Here is a 17,276-nt window from a genome sequence, read left to right on the forward strand (position 1 = left end):
CATCATCAGATTACTGGCGACTGTCATTCGCCTGTCGGAGCAAAATGCGGCTCTCGCTCTGGAAACGCTGGGCGTAATCGCCAAACCAGTGCTCGACCTTGCGGAAGCTGTCGATAAAGGCCTGCTTATCGCCCTGCTCCAGCAGCGTAATCGCCTCACCAAAACGCTGGTAGTAACGTTTGATCAGCGCCAGGTTATTGCCCGAGGACATAATGATATCCGCATAGAGCTGCGGATCCTGGGCAAACAGTCGTCCGACCATCGCCAGTTCAAGACGATAGATAGGAGACGACAGCGACAGCAGCTGCTCAAGCTGAACGTTCTCTTCCGCCAGGTGCAGGCCATACGCGAAGGTTGCGAAGTGACGCAGCGCCTGGATAAAGGCCATGTTCTGGTCATGCTCGACGGCACTGATCCGGTGCAGTCGTGCGCCCCATACCTGAATCTGCTCCAGGAACCACTGGTACGCTTCTGGCTGGCGGCCATCACAATAGACGACTACCTGCTTCGCCAGACTGCCGCTGTCCGGGCCGAACATCGGGTGCAGCCCCAGCACCGGACCACGGTGTGCGGCAAGCATCGCCTGCAATGGACCATTTTTTACCGAGGCGAGATCGACCAGAATACAGTCATCCGGCAGCGGTGGCAGTCGGGCAATAATCTCTTCGGTGATGTGGATCGGTACGCTGACAATGACCATACCCGCATCGGCCACCATCGCCTGCGCCCGGGTCCAGTCCTCTTTTTCAAGGATGCGGACCTGGTAGCCTGAGAGCGTGAGCATCTTCTCGAAGAGACGCCCCATCTGCCCGCCGCCACCGACAATGACCACCGGGCGCAGCGTCGGACAAAGGGTTTTAAATCCCTTGTCGTTTTCGCTGGAATACGACTCGCGCATCACCCGGCGCAGTACATCTTCTATCAGGTCCGGCGAGACGCCCAGCGCCTGCGCCTCTTTGCGCCGGGAGGCCAGCATGGAGGCTTCGCGCTCCGGCACGTAAATCGGCAAGCCATATTTACTTTTGACTTCACCTACCTCGGCGACCAGCGCCATGCGGCGCGCCAGCAAATCCAGTAGCGCCTTATCTACCTCATCAATTTGATCGCGCAGGGCGGTCAATTCAGCAACCATAACAAACCTCTTAAGCCAGACGCGTCGCCAGCTGGCCGTTCAAATCTTTGTGGATCTCACGCAGCAGCGCATCGGTGGTTTCCCAGCTGATGCAGGCATCCGTAACAGATACCCCGTATTTCATGGTGCTGCGCGGCTGCTCAGATGACTGATTGCCTTCATGGATGTGGCTTTCAATCATCAGGCCAATAATCGAACGGTTGCCATCTTTGATCTGCGCGACGACGGATTCCGCCACCGCAGGCTGACGACGGTAATCTTTATTGGAATTACCATGACTGCAATCTACCATCAGCGCCGGGCGCAGTCCTGCCTGTTCCATCTCTTTTTCACACTGCGCCACATCTGCCGGGCTGTAGTTAGGCGCTTTGCCGCCGCGCAGGATAACGTGTCCGTCCGGGTTGCCCTGGGTCTGCAGCAGGCAAACCTGGCCCGCCTGGTTGATGCCGACAAAACGGTGCGGCATGGCAGCGGCACGCATAGCGTTGATGGCTGTGGCCAGGCTGCCGTCTGTTCCATTTTTGAAACCGACCGGCATGGAGAGGCCAGAAGCCATTTCACGGTGCGTCTGAGACTCGGTCGTACGCGCCCCGATTGCCGACCAGCTAAAGAGATCGCCCAGGTATTGTGGGCTGTTCGGATCCAGCGCTTCTGTCGCCAGCGGCAGCCCCATGTTCACCAGCTCCACCAGAAGATTACGCGCAATCTTCAGACCGGCTTCCACATCAAACGAGCCATCCATGTGCGGATCGTTAATCAACCCTTTCCAGCCGACAGTGGTACGAGGTTTTTCAAAATAGACGCGCATGACCAGGTAGAGGCTATCGCTGACCTCCTCGGCCAGAGCTTTAAAACGATGGGCATATTCGATGGCAGCTTCAGGATCATGAATAGAGCACGGACCACATACCACCAGCAGACGCGGATCGCGCCCGGCGATGATGTCGGAAATGGTCTTGCGGGAGTGCGCGATTTGCGCCTCCTGCTCAACGCTCAGCGGGAATTCCGCTTTCAGTTGATCCGGAGTAATCAAAACATGTTCATCAGTAATATGTACGTTATTCAGCGCGTCTTTTTGCATGATTGCGGTCCTGGAAGCTCGTTTGCGATAGTGGTTTCCTCACTGAGGAAGCCCAACGATATCACATCAAGTAAAGATTTCAATCCAAAATGCGTAAATAATAGTTTACAACACCTCTTTTCAAGCAAAAAACATCTGATTAAGGTGTAACGTAAAAATTACAGAATAGATTCTTATCGCCAGGCTATGCTCAATGGAAAAAGGAGAATGCCTTATGCGCCTGACCGTTATCCCGCTTTTGGGTCTGCTATTAACCGCTTGTCAGATTGATCCTTACACTCATCAGCCTCACTGGACCGGCACCGACTGGTATGGTGCGGGGAAAGAAGACGCGATGGACGGCGTGGCCGTAAAATCCCGTGAAACGCTTGCCGCTAATTTTAATGACCCTAAGGTGGACCGCCCGGCCTATCTCAAAGGATATAAAGAGGGACAAAAGAAAATATGCCAGGAAAATTTTGTTTACGCCTGGGGATTAGCCGGTCGAATATTCCCCGCCAGCTGTGATACCGCTGAAAACGCCACTCAGCTCCGCACCGCCTGGCAGCAGGGTATGGATGAAGGTACAAAAGCCAGCCGTTTGAATTAATAACCTCGATAGCTCCTTTTTAAATTAAGGAGCCAGGATTTTACTTAAGCTCCTTAATATCAGCGCGACGTAATGACGATCCGGGTAAAAAATGGTATTATTGCGGCAAAACTAAAGGGCTAATATTCCCAGAGTGGTATGGCGGATTCTGGTGGGTAACTATTTTCTCATTTCCGGTTGTCGGGTAGCGCTGGTAGTGATGCTGTTAATATCCTGCGGACACGCTATTGGCGGAACATTATCCAGAACGGATAAATCGGTACGTTCAATTGTCTCCGGGATCGTCAGTTATACCCGCTGGCCCACCCTCTCTGGCCAGCCAACCCTGTGCATTTTTGCCTCTTCCCGCTACGTTGAGGCGCTCAGTATCGATGGCCCGGACACGCTGCCCTATATCCCCGTCATTATCCATAGCGATCAAGAGGCACTGAGTGCAGGATGCCATGCGCTCTATTTTGGCAGTGAGCCTCCCCACGCCCAACTTGAATTAAGCACAGCATTTAATGCCAGACCGTTACTCCTCATTGCGGAGCAAAATTCGCAGTGTCTTACAGGCAGCGCTTTTTGCCTGATAATAGACGATAGACAGGTCAGATTTTCCGTCAATATGAATGTGCTGTCGCGCAGCGGAGTCCGGGTTAGTCCTGATGTGTTAATGCTTGCATGGAATACAAAGCATGAATAAGGAATTTACATCAGCGCCGCGTCCAACGTTCAAAAGAACCCTCAGGCGCATCAGTATAATTAGTGTTCTCATTACCATGACGCTGGTCTGGTTATTATTGTCTATTGCTTCGGTATTCACACTGAAACAGTACGCGCAACGAAACCTTGAATTAACCAGCGCCACGGTAAGTCGCAGCCTGGAGGCGACGCTGGTCTTTAATGACACCGCCGCCGCTCACGAAGCGCTGGCCACACTCGGCAAACAGGGGCAATTTTCGTCAGCAATATTGCTGGACCGCCACGATAACCCTTTTGCGGCGTGGTCAATGGAGCCAGACGTGCAGGCGGATCCCCTGAGTCAACTGGTCAGCCAATGGTTATTCCCCCAGCCCATCAGACAGCGCGTCTGGCACAACAACCTGCCGATTGGTGAGTTACGCCTTACCGCACGTGACAGCCTTATTAGTCACTTTCTCTGGACGTCTCTGGCCGTGTTAACCGGTTGCATCCTGTTTGCCTCCCTGGTGGCGTTAGCGATAACCCGCACCCTGCACAATGGCGTGGTCACCGCCCTGCAAAACATTACCGAGGTGGTGCATGATGTCCGTACGAACCGGAATTTCTCCCGCCGGGTGCCAGAGGAACGTATTGATGAATTTCATCGTTTCGGTCAGGACTTCAACAGCCTGCTGGATGAAATGGAGGAGTGGCAGCGCAAACTACAGGCGAAAAATGCCCAGCTGCTGCGCACTGCCATGCACGACCCGCTCACCGGGCTGGCGAATCGGGCCGCTTTTCGTACCCGCATCTCGGCCCTGATGAGTGACGCCTCCTCGCGGGCTAACGCCGCCCTGCTCTTCCTGGATTGCGATGACTTCAAGCTGATTAACGATACCTGGGGGCACGCCGCGGGCGACGATGTGCTGATTGAAGTGGCCCGCCGCATGGTCGAATTCAGCGGCGGGCGTCATCAGCCCTATCGTCTGGGCGGGGATGAATTTGCCATCATTCTGTATGGCGTCCACTCGGAGTACGAGGTTCTGCGCCTTTGCGCTGCGCTGACGCAGCAGTTCAGCCCCTCATATGAGCTGCAAAACGGACTCAGCACCAGAATGTCGCTCAGCATTGGCTTCGCGCTGGGCTGGGAACACCATTCCGTTGAAGCGTTGCTCGATCAAGCCGACCGGAATATGTATCTGGTGAAGCATCAGCGTCCTAGAAATTCCGCGTAGAAGACAACGCCGCTGATGCCCCGCGCCAGCGCAGCCAGTCAACGATGACGAACAGCGCCAGGCTGCATCCCATTACTGGCATCGCCAGCCCCAGTAAAAAGGCGATAGCGAAAGAGAGCACGCGCCCCCACAGCGGCAACGCCAGCCAGCTCTGACACAGCGTCTGCGCCGGATTGGTTGCCGTCTGGCGGGGTCTTCGCATCCACCACATCCGGTATCCCCAGACGATCATCACACACAGCGCGAGGCCAAAAGCGATCAGCACCAGCTGGTTTGGCAGGCCAAACAGCACCCCCATATGGAAATCCACACCCCAGCGGGTCAGTTTGGCCATCAGCGGGAAATCCGCAAAGCGGGTCCGATCGATCACCGTCAGGGTCGCCGGGTCAACAGCCACCGCGTCCACCTGCGTCGGCCAGCCGCGATCGATCTCCGTTACCGTCCACGCCGTGGTAGCGCTTTTCGCCGGGCGGATCTCCAGCTTCGTGGCGTCAATACCTGCTGCATAAGCCGCGTTCATTACGCCGTCATACAATGCCAGGTCGGGCTTCATCTGCGGCATGGGCATCGACATGTGGTGACCATGATGATCGGCATGCGGATCGGCGACCTCCGCCGGACCGTGCAGCTGCGTGTTCACCTGCGGCGTGAGCCAGTTCAGCTGCGCACGCAGTTTATCCACGTTGCCCCCCGCCCACTGGGACCAGGTCAGGCCGGTAGCCGAGAACAACAGCATGCCCAGCAGCAGACACCAGCCGAGGGAGACGTGTAGCCGACGGTGGTTCTGGAAGCGGTTATTGATGCGCCGTTTTGGCCGGGTATAGAACCACAGCGCGATCCCTCCCAGCGCAGCGATCCACATCCATGACGCGGCCAGCTCGCTGTAGATACGCCCGATATCGCCCAGCAGTAATGACCGATGCAGATAATCAATCTTCTGGCGTAACGGCAGGATACCGCTGGTGCCATAGACGGTCATATCGCCGCGCACCGCCAGGCTGACCGGGTCGATAAAGATGGCCCGGTTCTCAGAGGCGTTCAGCGCCGGGTCGGCATACATCACCCGGGTGGTCTCACCTGCAACCAGGCCCGGACGTACCGCATGCAGAGGTAGCCCTCCGCCGGTGACCTTTTCTGCGACCGCGATCTGTTCAGCAAGGGGACGCGCTTCTCCCTCGGTCTCGCTGAACAGGGCATGATGATAAAGCGCATTTTCCAGCTGCGGCGTAGCGACATAGAGCGTACCTGAGAGCGCAGCGATGAAGATAAACGGCCCGACAAACAGACCAATATAGAAGTGAAGACGACGCAGCAGGTTGCCCCAGGCTGCGCGCGAAGTGCAGGTAGTCATGCTTTCCCTTTTTCAGGCAATAGATTATCGGTACACCAGGGTGTACGTTTTATTTAAATGGAATAAGCAGACAGGTGCGGCGGTGCGCGGGTATCGGGGCAGAGCCAGGGGAAGAAGTGCCAGTGGCGAACAGAGGGGCGCGGCGGCGTCAGGCGCTGCCTGAGTAATACCGCGCACAGCAGCATCACCAGCGCCAGAATCACACCCGGCACGTGGGCCAACAGTACGCAGTAACCGCAGGCTTCGGCATGGTCAACCGGCATGCTTTCGGGCGGGGCATGGTGCTCTGCCATCATGCTCATGTCATGGTGCATGCCGGGCATCGCGCTCATGGGATCTTTTTGCAACGAGACAGAGACCAGCGGCGCAAAGACGATCATCAGGATCGCAAATAACGCGAGACCTGCCGCGATACGTTGCCATTTTGTCTGATGCTGTTGAGTCGTCACTTACCCTCCGTTAGAGCAGGGGCATTGTAAACGATTTATGACGAAGAAGTTAATGCGCAGGGCACAGAGAGATAAAAAAAGGGCCGGCCATTCGGCCAGCCCTTTTTACAGGATGTCGCACAAGCGAATCTTAGTTCAGACGCTCTTTAATACGAGCAGACTTACCAGTACGCTCACGCAGGTAGTACAGTTTAGCTTTACGTACAGCACCACGACGTTTAACAGCAATGCTGTCAACTACCGGAGAGTGAGTCTGGAAGACACGCTCAACGCCTTCGCCGTTGGAAATTTTACGAACAGTGAATGCAGAGTGCAGACCGCGGTTACGGATAGCGATAACCACGCCCTCAAATGCCTGCAGACGTTTTTTGGAACCTTCAACAACCCATACTTTCACTTCCACGGTATCACCCGGACGGAAGGAAGGTACGTCCTGCTTCATCTGCTCTTGTTCAAGTTGCTTAATAATGTTGCTCATAATTTAATCTCTTATCCTGGGTAAACTGATATTTGGGGGCCTCAGGCCATCCCATCATGTTTCTGCTGCTGGTGCGCGTGTTCAGTTTTGAACTCGGCCAGCAACTTTGCTTGCTCTTCAGTCAGAGCCAGGTTTTCCAGAAGTTCAGGTCTTCTAAGCCAGGTACGGCCCAGCGACTGCTTCAGGCGCCAGCGACGAATCTCGGCATGGTTTCCCGACAGTAATACTGGCGGTACCTCCATCCCTTCTAACACTTCAGGACGGGTATAGTGTGGACAGTCCAGCAATCCATCAGCAAAAGAGTCTTCTGTTGCTGAAGCTTCATGGCCCAGAACCCCCGGAATAAACCGGGAAACCGAGTCAATCAGCGTCATTGCCGGTAACTCACCACCGCTGAGAACGTAATCGCCGATAGACCATTCTTCGTCAATCTCGGTTTGAATTACGCGCTCATCTATCCCTTCGTAGCGACCACACACCAGAATCAGTTTCTGATTCGTTGCCAGTTCGCTGACGCCCGCTTGATCAAGCTTGCGTCCCTGAGGTGACAGATAAATCACCTTTGCGCCTTCACCTGCCGCGGCTTTTGCTGCTGCGATGGCATCCCGCAAGGGTTGAACCATCATGAGCATCCCCGGTCCGCCGCCGTAAGGACGATCGTCCACGGTACGGTGCCGGTCATGCGTGAAGTCACGTGGACTCCAGCTTTCGATGCTCAGCAGGCCATTTTTTACTGCCCGGCCAGTTACCCCGTAATCAGTAATCGCGCGGAACATTTCAGGAAACAGGCTAATAATGCCAATCCACATAGCGCCGTCTTTTACCGTTTTCAGGAGAATTTAAAAACCAGGATCCCAATCTACTTCGATAGTACGAGTAGCGAGATCGACTTTCTTGATAACCTGCCCATCGAGGAACGGAACCAGCCGCTCCTTGATACCAAACGCATCTTTCAGGTTTGCCTTAATGACGAGAACGTCATTGGATCCGGTTTCCATCATATCGATGACTTTCCCCAGACCGTAACCTTCAGTCGTGACTACCTGGCAACCCATAAGGTCTTTCCAGTAGTAGTCACCCTCTTCCAGCTGTGGCAACTGCGACGAATCGACGACAATTTCACAATTAGTCAGCGCATTCGCGGCATCACGATCGTCAACGCCTTTCAACTTGATGATGATGTCCTGATTGTGGTGACGCCAGCTTTCCAGCTCGACCTCTTCCCACTTACCGGCCTTCTGGATAAACCAGGGCTGATAGTCAAAAATGCTTTCGGCGTCTTCGGTGGAGGAAAACACTCTGAGCCAACCACGGATACCGTAGCAAGAACCCATTTTGCCCAATACAATCGGTTCAACAGGTGCTTTTTTGCTCATCATGACCACCGTGACAGATTAAGCTGCTTTGTTTGCTGCTTTGATCAGCGTAGCAACGCGATCGGAAACAGTAGCGCCCTGGCCAACCCAGTGAGCGATACGATCCAGATCCAGACGGGTTTCTTCTTCTGCGCCAGCGGCCAGTGGGTTGAAGAAACCAACACGCTCGATGAAGCGACCGTTGCGTGCATTACGGCTGTCGGTGACAACAACCTGGTAGAACGGACGCTTTTTCGCGCCGTGACGTGCTAAACGAATAGTTACCATAACATCCTCTTGTGTGAATAAAACACCGGGCCCCATCGAGGGAAGGAGCCCGGTGTCATATTAAAAGCCCGAAAATTTTACTGATTTCTGGGGAAAATGCAATCAGCATCTGTTTTTTACTGCACAAGGCCAGGGCGTAACCGGTGCAGCCAGTTTGGCGTCGGCGTGCGCGCAGCTACCGGAGCGTACTTTGCGTACGTGAGGATAGCGAGCACACCCCGGCGTCAAAATGGCAAATAAGGTAGCCCGATATTATCTACCCGGGAATCCTGGGGGCATCATGCCTTTCATGCCGCGCATCATCTTGGCCATGCCGCCCTTCTTCATCTTCTTCATCATGCGCTGCATGTCGTCGAACTGCTTCAGAAGACGGTTCACGTCCTGGACCTGCATCCCACAACCCGCCGCGATACGGCGTTTACGGGAGCCTTTGATGATTTCCGGCTTCGCGCGCTCTTTCAGCGTCATGGAGTTGATAATCGCCTCCATACGCACCAGGACCTTGTCGTCCATCTGCGCTTTTACGTTATCCGGAATTTGCCCCATGCCCGGCAGCTTGCCCATCAGGCTCGCCATACCGCCCATGTTTTTCATCTGGCGCAGCTGCTCCAGGAAGTCGGTCAGATCGAAGCCGTCGCCTTTTTTCAGCTTGGAGGCCAGCTTCTCGGCCTGGGCACGGTCAACCTTGCTCTCGATATCTTCGATCAGCGACAGCACGTCGCCCATGCCGAGGATACGGGAGGCAATACGGTCCGGGTGGAACGGCTCCAGCGCTTCGGTCTTTTCGCCGACGCCGAGGAACTTGATTGGCTTACCGGTGATATGACGAATAGAGAGCGCCGCACCGCCGCGGGCGTCGCCGTCCACTTTGGTCAGCACCACGCCGGTTAACGGCAGCGCTTCGTTGAAGGCTTTTGCGGTATTGGCCGCATCCTGACCGGTCATGGCGTCAACGACAAACAGGGTTTCTACCGGGTTGATCGCGGCATGCACCTGTTTAATCTCGTCCATCATCGCTTCGTCAACGTGCAGACGACCGGCGGTATCCACCAGCAGCACGTCAAAGAACTTCAGCTTCGCCTCTTTCAGCGCCGCGTTAACGATATCGATCGGTTTCTGTCCGACATCGGACGGGAAGAACTCCACGCCAACCTGTTCAGCCAGGGTTTCCAGCTGTTTGATCGCCGCCGGGCGATAAACGTCGGCAGAGACGACCAGCACTTTCTTCTTGTGCTTCTCGCGCAGGAATTTACCCAGCTTACCGACGCTGGTGGTTTTACCCGCACCCTGCAGACCCGCCATCAGCACCACTGCGGGTGGTTGCGCCGCCAGGTTCAGGCTCTGGTTCTCTTCGCCCATCGCCGCAACCAGTTCGTTACGCACGATTTTGACGAACTCCTGACCCGGGGTCAGGCTCTTATTCACTTCATGGCCAACCGCTTTCTCTTTTACGCGGTTGATGAAATCACGGACGACAGGCAGCGCGACGTCTGCTTCGAGCAGCGCCATACGCACTTCGCGCAGCGTCTCTTTAATATTGTCTTCGGTAAGGCGTCCACGGCCGCTGATGTTGCGCAGCGTGCGCGACAAACGATCGGTTAAATTATCAAACATTGTCTCTCGCCTGGGGTAGAAACGTTAGGTCGCTGGCGCGACACGTACACAGAATTTTGCCGGAGTATAACATGAAGCCGTCTTTGTTGTTATGCAACGGTTGGAGCACGCCTCACGTAACGTTATACTGCATCTCTTTCTTATCAGGACAACTGTCGACACCTATATGCCTGTTTTCGCTCTGATCGCCCTCGTCGCGTACTCTGTCAGCCTTGCGCTGATCATTCCTGGCCTGTTACAAAAAAACAGTGGCTGGCGGCGAATGGCTATTTTGTCGGCGGTCATCGCGTTGATAAGCCACGCTTTTGCGCTCGAAGCGCGCATTTTACCGGGCGACGGTAGCGGGCAGAACCTGAGCCTGCTTAACGTCGGCTCACTGGTCAGCCTGATGATCTGTACGGTGATGACTATCGTGGCCTCGAAAAACCGCGGCTGGCTGCTGCTGCCCATTGTCTACGCCTTCGCGCTGATCAATCTGGCCTTTGCTACCTTCATGCCGAACGAATTTATTACCCACCTTGAAACCACCCCGGGCATGATGGTGCATATTGGCCTGTCGCTGTTCTCCTATGCCACGCTGATTATTGCCGCGCTGTACGCGCTTCAGCTGGCCTGGATTGACTACCAGCTCAAAAATAAAAAGCTGGTCTTCAGCAATGAGATGCCGCCGCTGATGACCATTGAGCGTAAGATGTTCCACATCACTCAGGTTGGCGTAGTATTGCTGACGCTCACCCTGAGCACTGGCCTGTTTTATATGCATAATCTCTTCAGCATGGAGAATATCGACAAGGCCGTGCTCTCCATCATCGCGTGGTTTGTCTATATTGTCCTGTTATGGGGCCATTATCATGAAGGCTGGCGCGGTCGCCGCGTGGTCTGGTTTAACGTGGCGGGTGCAGGCCTCCTGACCCTTGCCTATTTTGGTAGCCGCGTCATCCAGCAATTTGCCGGCTAAGTAACAAAGGAGTTCCCCCTGGAACACATCTCCACTACCACGCTGATCGTTACCCTGATCGTCATGGTGGTTATCTCCGCCTATTTCTCCGGCTCGGAGACCGGCATGATGACGCTCAACCGCTACCGGTTACGTCATCGCGCCAAACAGGGTAACCGCGCCGCTCGCCGTGTTGAAAAACTGCTGCGTAAGCCAGATCGCCTGATAAGCCTGGTGCTTATCGGCAATAACCTGGTCAACATTCTCGCCTCCGCGCTGGGCACCATTGTCGGCATGCGTCTCTACGGCAACGCCGGGGTCGCTATCGCCACCGGGGTGCTGACCTTTGTGGTGCTGGTCTTTGCCGAAGTGTTACCGAAGACCATCGCAGCCCTCTATCCTGAGAAGGTCGCCTATCCCAGCAGCTTCCTGCTGTCGCCTATGCTCGTTCTGATGATGCCGCTGGTCTGGCTGTTAAATGGTGTGACCCGGATCCTGATGCGCCTGATAGGTATCAAAGCAGATGGGGTGGTCAGCAGCGCGCTGAGCAAGGATGAACTGCGCACCATCGTGCATGAATCACGCTCGCAAATCTCCCGCCGCAATCAGGATATGCTGCTGTCGGTGCTGGATCTGGAGAAGGTGAGCGTGGACGACATTATGGTGCCGCGCAATGAGATCGTCGGTATCGACATTAACGACGACTGGAAAGCGATTGTCCGCCAGCTGACCCACTCCCCGCATGGCCGCATCGTGCTGTACCGTGATTCGCTGGACGACACCATCAGCATGCTGCGCGTGCGTGAAGCGTATCGTCTGATGACCGAGAAAAAAGAGTTTACCAAAGAGGTGATGCTGCGTGCGGCGGATGAAATTTACTACATCCCGGAAGGTACTCCTCTCAGCACCCAGCTGATTAAATTCCAGCGCAATAAAAAGAAAGTGGGTCTGGTAGTCGATGAGTATGGCGATATTCAGGGCCTGATGACGGTGGAAGATATTCTGGAGGAGATTGTTGGCGACTTCACCACCTCCATGTCCCCTACTCTTGCCGAAGAGGTTACGCCGCAAAACGATGGCTCGGTGCTGATTGACGGTAGCGCGAACGTCCGTGAACTCAATAAAGCCTTTAACTGGCAGATGCCGGAAGAGGAAGCCCGAACCATCAACGGCATGATTCTGGAAGCGTTGGAGGAGATCCCGGCTGCAGGCACGCGGGTGCGGATTGGTCAGTACGATATTGATATCCTGGACGTGCAGGACAATATGATTAAGCAGGTCAAGGTCGTGCCGGTTAAACCGTTGCGGGAGAGCGTCGCGGAGTAAGATGTTGTAGGCCGGGTGAGGCGACGCCACCACCCGGCACTACGGGAGGCGCATTACGCCTTTGCTTTCGCCACGGAGACCATCGCCGCGCGAATGGTACGACCGTTCAGGGTATAGCCTTTCTGCATCACCATCAGCACGTTGCCGGCAGCCACGTCCTCAGATTCCACCATCGCAATGGCCTGATGCACGTTCGGATCCATCGGCACGTTGGTATCGGCAACCACTTCCACACCGAACTTCCTCACTACGTCGAGCATGGATTTCAGCGTCAGCTCAATCCCTTCAACCATCGGTGCCATATCCGGGTTCGCTTTATCCGCTACTTCCAGCGCGCGATCCAGACTGTCGATAACCGGCAGCAGTTCGTTGACAAATTTTTCCAGCGCAAATTTATGCGCTTTTTCAACGTCCAGCTCGGTACGACGACGCAGGTTTTCCATTTCTGCTTTGATACGCAGGATGCCATCGCGCTCGCGGTTCTGGGCTTCAGCTAACTGCGCTTCCAGATTCGCAATTTTTTCATCGCGCGGATCCACCTGCTCAGCACCAGCCTCAGCCTCTACAGCCTCAACCTCTTCGTGCTGCTCCGTGATAATTTCTTCCGGGGCTTGCCCCTCAGGCGTTTTCTGTTCTTTACTACTCATGAATTTCTCCGCGTTTTTCTGCATTCAACTCGCTAACTTCGCTTATTATGGGGATCAGTTTCCGGGATTCAAGGGAACAAGCCACATTGTCATCATTCATTCGCACAAGGACCTTCAGAAAATGAGCAACCATTTCAAGTGTATTGGAATTGTCGGTCATCCACGTCACCCTACTGCGTTGACGACACATGAAATGCTCTATCGCTGGCTGTGCGCCAAAAATTATGACGTGATTGTGGAACAGCAAATTGCTCAGGAACTGCAGTTAAAAAACGTTAAAACCGGCACGCTGGCGGAAATTGGACAGCAGGCCGACCTGGCCGTGGTGGTCGGTGGCGACGGCAATATGCTGGGCGCCGCCCGTACCCTCGCCCGTTACGATATTAAAGTCATTGGCATCAACCGTGGCAACCTGGGCTTTTTGACCGACCTCGACCCGGATAATGCCCAGCAGCAGCTCGCCGACGTGCTGGAAGGCCACTACATCACAGAAAAACGCTTTTTACTGGAGGCGCAGGTCTGCCAGCAGGATTGCCAGAAGCGGATCAGTACCGCTATCAACGAAGTGGTGCTGCACCCGGGCAAAGTGGCGCATATGATTGAGTTTGAAGTCTATATCGACGAAATCTTTGCCTTCTCGCAGCGCTCCGATGGGCTGATCATATCGACGCCGACCGGCTCGACAGCCTACTCGCTCTCGGCGGGCGGCCCGATCCTGACGCCTTCGCTGGATGCCATCACCCTGGTGCCGATGTTCCCGCATACCCTTTCAGCCCGCCCGCTGGTGATTAACAGCAGCAGCACCATTCGTCTGCGCTTTTCCCACCGCCGCAACGACCTGGAGATCAGCTGCGACAGCCAAATCGCGCTGCCTATTCAGGAAGGTGAAGATGTGCTGATCCGCCGCTGCGATTATCACCTGAATCTTATTCACCCTAAAGACTACAGCTATTTCAACACATTAAGCTCCAAGCTCGGCTGGTCGAAAAAATTGTTCTGAAATAGCATCCAGCACTTTACTGTATAAAAAACCAGATTATACTGTACACAAACACAGTCATGGTTTTTCATACAGGAAAACGTTTATGCTGGCACAACTGACCATCAGCAACTTCGCCATCGTGCGTGAGCTCGAAATTGATTTCAACAGCGGTATGACGGCTATCACCGGCGAGACCGGGGCCGGTAAATCTATTGGGATTGACGCGCTGGGGCTCTGCCTTGGCGGTCGTGCTGATGGCAGCATGGTGCGCGCCGGTGCCAGCCGCGCCGATCTGTGCGCCCGTTTTTCCCTCAAGGACACTCCCGCCGCGCTGCGCTGGCTTGAAGAAAACCAGCTTGAAGACGGACGTGAGTGCTTACTTCGCCGTGTTCTCAACAGTGATGGCCGCTCACGTGGCTTTATCAACGGTACCGCGGTGCCGCTCTCCCAGCTGCGCGAGCTGGGCCAGCTGTTAATTCAGATCCACGGCCAGCATGCCCATCAGCAGCTTATCAAACCTGAACAGCAGAAGTCGCTGCTTGACGGCTACGCCGGTGAGTCTGCGCTGATGCAGCTGATGGCTGCTCACTATCGTCAGTGGCATCAAAGCTGCCGCGAACTGGCGCTGCATCAACAGCAGAGCCAGGAGCGTGCGGCCCGCGCCGAACTGCTGGCCTATCAGCTGAAAGAGTTAAACGAATTCAGCCCCCAGGCGGGCGAGTTTGAGCAGATTGACGAAGAGTACAAGCGCCTGGCCAACAGCGGCCAGCTGCTCTCCACCAGCCAGCAGGCGCTGAATTTGCTGGCCGATGGCGAAGATGTGAATCTGCAAAGCCAGCTGTATGCCGTACGCCAGCTCGTGACCGAACTGGCCGGTATGGACAGTAAAGTCTCCGGCATGCTCGATATGCTGGAAGAGGCGGCGATTCAGATCTCCGAAGCGAGTGACGAGCTGCGCCATTACTGTGAGCGACTGGATCTGGACCCTAACCGCCTGTTTGAACTGGAACAGCGTATTTCGCGTCAGATCTCCCTCGCGCGCAAGCACCACGTTTCACCTGAAGAGTTGCCCAATTTTCACCAGTCCCTGCTTGATGAGCAGAATCAGCTCGACGATCAGGCCGACTCGCTGGAGACCCTCTCTCTGGCCGTCAGCGTCCATCATAAGCAGGCTCTGGAAACGGCGACGCAGCTGCACAACGTGCGTCAGCGCTACGCTCAGGAGCTCAGCCAGCACATCACCGAGAGCATGCATCTGCTGTCGATGCCCCACGGCGTCTTCACCATTGATGTCAAGTTCGAAGCCAACCACCTGACGGCTGAAGGCGCAGACCGCATTGAATTCCGGGTCACCACCAACCCGGGGCAACCGCTGCAGCCTATCTCCCGGGTCGCATCGGGCGGTGAGCTGTCGCGTATTGCCCTGGCGATTCAGGTGATCACCGCGAAGAAAATGGAAACCCCGGCGCTGATCTTCGATGAAGTGGACGTTGGTATCAGCGGCCCGACCGCGGCAGTGGTTGGTAAGCTGCTGCGTCAGCTTGGCGAGTCCACCCAGGTAATGTGTGTGACCCACCTGCCGCAGGTTGCTGGCTGTGGCCACCATCACTTCTTTGTCAGCAAAGAGACCGATGGCGAGATGACCGAAACGCATATGCAGCCGCTGGACAAACGCGCCCGTCTGCAGGAGCTGGCGCGTCTGCTGGGCGGCAGCGAAGTCACCCGCAATACGCTGGCGAATGCGAAAGAACTGCTGGCTGCCTAAACTTTTTCGGTATCTCAGGGTCATACAGAACAATAAAAACGCCGACAGACCGGCCGCCAGAGGTTTTAATGTGGTGAAAGGTCTATTATCATCGGCATATTACATATGAGCCGTCGCGTATTGCCCGGGCCCGAAAAGGAATCAAATCACTATGCGCTGTAAAACGCTGACCGCTGCCGCAGCGGTTCTTCTGATGATGACCGCAGGCTGCTCCACGCTGGAAAAAGTGGTTTACCGCCCTGACATCAACCAGGGGAACTATCTCGCACCTAACGATGTGTCTAAAATTCGCGTCGGCATGACGCAACAGCAGGTCGCTTATGCCCTGGGCACACCGATGATGTCCGATCCATTCGGCACCAACACCTGGTTCTACGTCTTCCGCCAGCAACCGGGCCATGAAAACGTGTCGCAGCAGACCCTGACGCTGACCTTCAACAGCAGCGGCGTTCTGACCAATATCGACAACAAACCAGCGCTCACCGACAAATAAGGTTTCAGAAATGCAAAAGGTGCTCATTGAGCACCTTTTTTGTTTTCTCTCGCTGCCTGTAAACCCGGAAAGCGCAGCGCCGCCGGGGAAACCCCGCTTATTTAGCCGCTTTCTCCGCACGCTGACGGCGTAGCTCCTTCGGATCGGCAATCAGCGGACGGTAAATCTCGACCCGATCGCCATCTTTCAGAGTATCGCTTAGCTTCACCGGACGGCTGTAAATACCGACTTTGTTTTTCGCCAGATCGATATCGCTTCGCAAGGTCAGCAGGCCAGAAGCATGGATCGCTTCTTCAACGGTCGCGCCCTCTTCCAGCGTAACGCGCTGTAGATACTGCTTTTCCGGCAACGCGTAAGCCACTTCCACCACGATCTCAGGCTGCACTGTAGACCTCTTTGGCGCGCACGGTGAACGCCTGAACCATATTGGCCGCCAGCTCTTTAAATATGCGGCCAAACGCCAGCTCAATCAGGGCGTTGGTAAACTCGAAGTCAAGATGGAATTCGATCCGGCAGGCATCGGCACTCAGCGGAACGAACTTCCATCCACCCATCAGTTTTTTGAAAGGACCATCCACCAGATGCATCAGAATACTCTGGTTATTGGTCAGCGTGTTACGGGTAGTGAAGGTTTTGCTGATCCCGGCCTTGGAGACATCCACTGCCGCCGTCATTTGCGTCGGGCCTGACTCCAGCACGCGGCTCCCGGTGCACCCCGGGATAAACTGCGGATATGACTGTACGTCATTCACTAACTGGTACATCTGTTCCACACTGTAAGGGACAAGCGCAGTACGACTAATCTGAGGCATAACATTTTTCCTGATCAAACAACCAACAAATAATAACATTTATCACCTGTTAAAAAAACGCTGAGCCTTATCTCATGCT

Annotated in this window: 20 protein-coding genes; 8 read left to right on the plus strand and 12 right to left on the minus strand. The window is 55.0% G+C overall.

The features are described 5' to 3' along the window. Window positions 1–10: 10 nt before the first annotated feature. Window positions 11–1,132, minus strand: a complete 1,122-nt coding sequence (gene tyrA, locus C2U54_RS22485) for a bifunctional chorismate mutase/prephenate dehydrogenase (protein ID WP_103180778.1) — start codon at window positions 1,130–1,132, stop codon at window positions 11–13. 10 nt (window positions 1,133–1,142) lie between these two features. Next, a complete protein-coding gene (aroF, locus tag C2U54_RS22490) occupies window positions 1,143–2,213 on the minus strand; it encodes a 3-deoxy-7-phosphoheptulonate synthase AroF (RefSeq protein ID WP_103180779.1) in 1,071 nt (356 codons plus the stop codon). 214 nt (window positions 2,214–2,427) lie between these two features. Here aroF and C2U54_RS22495 point away from each other — a divergent pair, with 214 nt between their 5' ends. From C2U54_RS22495 to dgcN, 3 genes are all read left to right on the plus strand, one after another. Then, window positions 2,428–2,802: a DUF2799 domain-containing protein gene (locus C2U54_RS22495; protein ID WP_103180780.1), complete on the plus strand. Its 375-nt coding sequence runs from the start codon at window positions 2,428–2,430 to the stop codon at window positions 2,800–2,802. Between the two features lie 199 nt (window positions 2,803–3,001). Further along, entirely contained in the window at window positions 3,002–3,487 is a 486-nt protein-coding gene (locus C2U54_RS22500; protein ID WP_103180781.1) for a YfiR family protein, read from the plus strand. Continuing rightward, entirely contained in the window at window positions 3,480–4,700 is a 1,221-nt protein-coding gene (gene dgcN, locus C2U54_RS22505; RefSeq protein ID WP_103180782.1) for a diguanylate cyclase DgcN, read from the plus strand. Before C2U54_RS22500 ends, dgcN begins: the two co-directional genes overlap by 8 nt. On the opposite strand, the gene C2U54_RS22510 is transcribed toward dgcN, so the two are convergent. From C2U54_RS22510 to ffh, 7 genes are all read right to left on the minus strand, one after another. Further along, complete coding sequence (locus C2U54_RS22510) at window positions 4,684–6,051, minus strand: PepSY-associated TM helix domain-containing protein (protein ID WP_103180783.1); 1,368 nt, start codon at window positions 6,049–6,051, stop codon at window positions 4,684–4,686. The genes dgcN and C2U54_RS22510 overlap by 17 nt on opposite strands. A gap of 53 nt (window positions 6,052–6,104) precedes the next feature. Then, window positions 6,105–6,431, minus strand: coding sequence for a DUF2946 domain-containing protein (locus C2U54_RS22515; protein WP_103181125.1), 327 nt, complete (start codon window positions 6,429–6,431; stop codon window positions 6,105–6,107). A gap of 199 nt (window positions 6,432–6,630) precedes the next feature. Next, entirely contained in the window at window positions 6,631–6,978 is a 348-nt protein-coding gene (gene rplS, locus C2U54_RS22520; RefSeq protein ID WP_002914145.1) for a 50S ribosomal protein L19, read from the minus strand. A gap of 41 nt (window positions 6,979–7,019) precedes the next feature. Beyond that, window positions 7,020–7,787 carry a tRNA (guanosine(37)-N1)-methyltransferase TrmD gene (trmD, locus tag C2U54_RS22525; protein WP_103180784.1) on the minus strand — a complete coding sequence of 256 codons (768 nt, stop codon included), beginning with the start codon at window positions 7,785–7,787 and terminating at the stop codon, window positions 7,020–7,022. A 30-nt stretch (window positions 7,788–7,817) separates the two neighbouring features. Continuing rightward, window positions 7,818–8,357, minus strand: a complete 540-nt coding sequence (gene rimM, locus C2U54_RS22530) for a ribosome maturation factor RimM (protein ID WP_301564410.1) — start codon at window positions 8,355–8,357, stop codon at window positions 7,818–7,820. A 15-nt stretch (window positions 8,358–8,372) separates the two neighbouring features. Further along, window positions 8,373–8,621: a 30S ribosomal protein S16 gene (gene rpsP / locus C2U54_RS22535; protein WP_003863133.1), complete on the minus strand. Its 249-nt coding sequence runs from the start codon at window positions 8,619–8,621 to the stop codon at window positions 8,373–8,375. A gap of 252 nt (window positions 8,622–8,873) precedes the next feature. Then, window positions 8,874–10,235 carry a signal recognition particle protein gene (gene ffh, locus C2U54_RS22540; protein WP_103180786.1) on the minus strand — a complete coding sequence of 454 codons (1,362 nt, stop codon included), beginning with the start codon at window positions 10,233–10,235 and terminating at the stop codon, window positions 8,874–8,876. A gap of 166 nt (window positions 10,236–10,401) precedes the next feature. Between ffh and C2U54_RS22545 the strand changes: the two genes are divergently transcribed. Then, on the plus strand, window positions 10,402–11,193 hold the full coding sequence (locus C2U54_RS22545; protein WP_103180787.1) for a cytochrome C assembly family protein: 792 nt from the start codon (window positions 10,402–10,404) through the stop codon (window positions 11,191–11,193). Between the two features lie 18 nt (window positions 11,194–11,211). Then, the gene (locus tag C2U54_RS22550) at window positions 11,212–12,498 is read left to right on the plus strand and encodes an HlyC/CorC family transporter (protein WP_103180788.1); all 1,287 of its coding nucleotides are present in this window, start codon (window positions 11,212–11,214) and stop codon (window positions 12,496–12,498) included. Between the two features lie 53 nt (window positions 12,499–12,551). Here C2U54_RS22550 and grpE read toward each other — a convergent pair whose 3' ends face one another. Further along, on the minus strand, window positions 12,552–13,145 hold the full coding sequence (gene grpE / locus C2U54_RS22555) for a nucleotide exchange factor GrpE (RefSeq protein WP_139156362.1): 594 nt from the start codon (window positions 13,143–13,145) through the stop codon (window positions 12,552–12,554). Between the two features lie 121 nt (window positions 13,146–13,266). On the opposite strand from grpE, the gene nadK reads away from it, so the two are divergent. The 3 genes from nadK to bamE all read left to right on the plus strand — a co-directional run bounded on the left by nadK (window position 13,267) and on the right by bamE (window position 16,385). Then, the gene (gene nadK, locus C2U54_RS22560; protein WP_103180790.1) at window positions 13,267–14,145 is read left to right on the plus strand and encodes an NAD(+) kinase; all 879 of its coding nucleotides are present in this window, start codon (window positions 13,267–13,269) and stop codon (window positions 14,143–14,145) included. A gap of 85 nt (window positions 14,146–14,230) precedes the next feature. Then, on the plus strand, window positions 14,231–15,892 hold the full coding sequence (gene recN / locus C2U54_RS22565; RefSeq protein ID WP_103180791.1) for a DNA repair protein RecN: 1,662 nt from the start codon (window positions 14,231–14,233) through the stop codon (window positions 15,890–15,892). A gap of 151 nt (window positions 15,893–16,043) precedes the next feature. Continuing rightward, window positions 16,044–16,385 (plus strand): outer membrane protein assembly factor BamE, encoded by a 342-nt coding sequence (gene bamE / locus C2U54_RS22570; RefSeq protein WP_103180792.1) that lies wholly within the window; start codon window positions 16,044–16,046, stop codon window positions 16,383–16,385. 97 nt (window positions 16,386–16,482) lie between these two features. On the opposite strand, the gene C2U54_RS22575 is transcribed toward bamE, so the two are convergent. Both C2U54_RS22575 and C2U54_RS22580 read right to left on the minus strand, forming a co-directional pair. Beyond that, on the minus strand, window positions 16,483–16,770 hold the full coding sequence (locus C2U54_RS22575) for an RnfH family protein (RefSeq protein ID WP_103180793.1): 288 nt from the start codon (window positions 16,768–16,770) through the stop codon (window positions 16,483–16,485). Continuing rightward, window positions 16,760–17,197 (minus strand): type II toxin-antitoxin system RatA family toxin, encoded by a 438-nt coding sequence (locus tag C2U54_RS22580; RefSeq protein WP_197080107.1) that lies wholly within the window; start codon window positions 17,195–17,197, stop codon window positions 16,760–16,762. The genes C2U54_RS22575 and C2U54_RS22580 overlap by 11 nt, the downstream gene beginning before the upstream one ends. Window positions 17,198–17,276: the final 79 nt, after the last annotated feature.

It is taken from the genome of Leclercia sp. LSNIH1, assembly GCF_002902985.1.
GTDB lineage: Bacteria > Pseudomonadota > Gammaproteobacteria > Enterobacterales > Enterobacteriaceae > Enterobacter.

What these genes read in the sequence shown, in the direction of transcription:
- tyrA (WP_103180778.1), bottom strand. Translation starts at nt 1,132, where the DNA reads ATGGTTGCTGAATTGACCGCCCTGCGCGATCAAATTGATGAGGTAGAT.
- aroF (WP_103180779.1), bottom strand. Translation starts at nt 2,213, where the DNA reads ATGCAAAAAGACGCGCTGAATAACGTACATATTACTGATGAACATGTT.
- C2U54_RS22495 (WP_103180780.1), top strand. Translation starts at nt 2,428, where the DNA reads ATGCGCCTGACCGTTATCCCGCTTTTGGGTCTGCTATTAACCGCTTGT.
- C2U54_RS22500 (WP_103180781.1), top strand. Translation starts at nt 3,002, where the DNA reads ATGCTGTTAATATCCTGCGGACACGCTATTGGCGGAACATTATCCAGA.
- dgcN (WP_103180782.1), top strand. Translation starts at nt 3,480, where the DNA reads ATGAATAAGGAATTTACATCAGCGCCGCGTCCAACGTTCAAAAGAACC.
- C2U54_RS22510 (WP_103180783.1), bottom strand. Translation starts at nt 6,051, where the DNA reads ATGACTACCTGCACTTCGCGCGCAGCCTGGGGCAACCTGCTGCGTCGT.
- C2U54_RS22515 (WP_103181125.1), bottom strand. Translation starts at nt 6,431, where the DNA reads ATGATCGTCTTTGCGCCGCTGGTCTCTGTCTCGTTGCAAAAAGATCCC.
- rplS (WP_002914145.1), bottom strand. Translation starts at nt 6,978, where the DNA reads ATGAGCAACATTATTAAGCAACTTGAACAAGAGCAGATGAAGCAGGAC.
- trmD (WP_103180784.1), bottom strand. Translation starts at nt 7,787, where the DNA reads ATGTGGATTGGCATTATTAGCCTGTTTCCTGAAATGTTCCGCGCGATT.
- rimM (WP_301564410.1), bottom strand. Translation starts at nt 8,357, where the DNA reads ATGATGAGCAAAAAAGCACCTGTTGAACCGATTGTATTGGGCAAAATG.
- rpsP (WP_003863133.1), bottom strand. Translation starts at nt 8,621, where the DNA reads ATGGTAACTATTCGTTTAGCACGTCACGGCGCGAAAAAGCGTCCGTTC.
- ffh (WP_103180786.1), bottom strand. Translation starts at nt 10,235, where the DNA reads ATGTTTGATAATTTAACCGATCGTTTGTCGCGCACGCTGCGCAACATC.
- C2U54_RS22545 (WP_103180787.1), top strand. Translation starts at nt 10,402, where the DNA reads ATGCCTGTTTTCGCTCTGATCGCCCTCGTCGCGTACTCTGTCAGCCTT.
- grpE (WP_139156362.1), bottom strand. Translation starts at nt 13,145, where the DNA reads ATGAGTAGTAAAGAACAGAAAACGCCTGAGGGGCAAGCCCCGGAAGAA.
- nadK (WP_103180790.1), top strand. Translation starts at nt 13,267, where the DNA reads ATGAGCAACCATTTCAAGTGTATTGGAATTGTCGGTCATCCACGTCAC.
- recN (WP_103180791.1), top strand. Translation starts at nt 14,231, where the DNA reads ATGCTGGCACAACTGACCATCAGCAACTTCGCCATCGTGCGTGAGCTC.
- bamE (WP_103180792.1), top strand. Translation starts at nt 16,044, where the DNA reads ATGCGCTGTAAAACGCTGACCGCTGCCGCAGCGGTTCTTCTGATGATG.
- C2U54_RS22580 (WP_197080107.1), bottom strand. Translation starts at nt 17,197, where the DNA reads ATGCCTCAGATTAGTCGTACTGCGCTTGTCCCTTACAGTGTGGAACAG.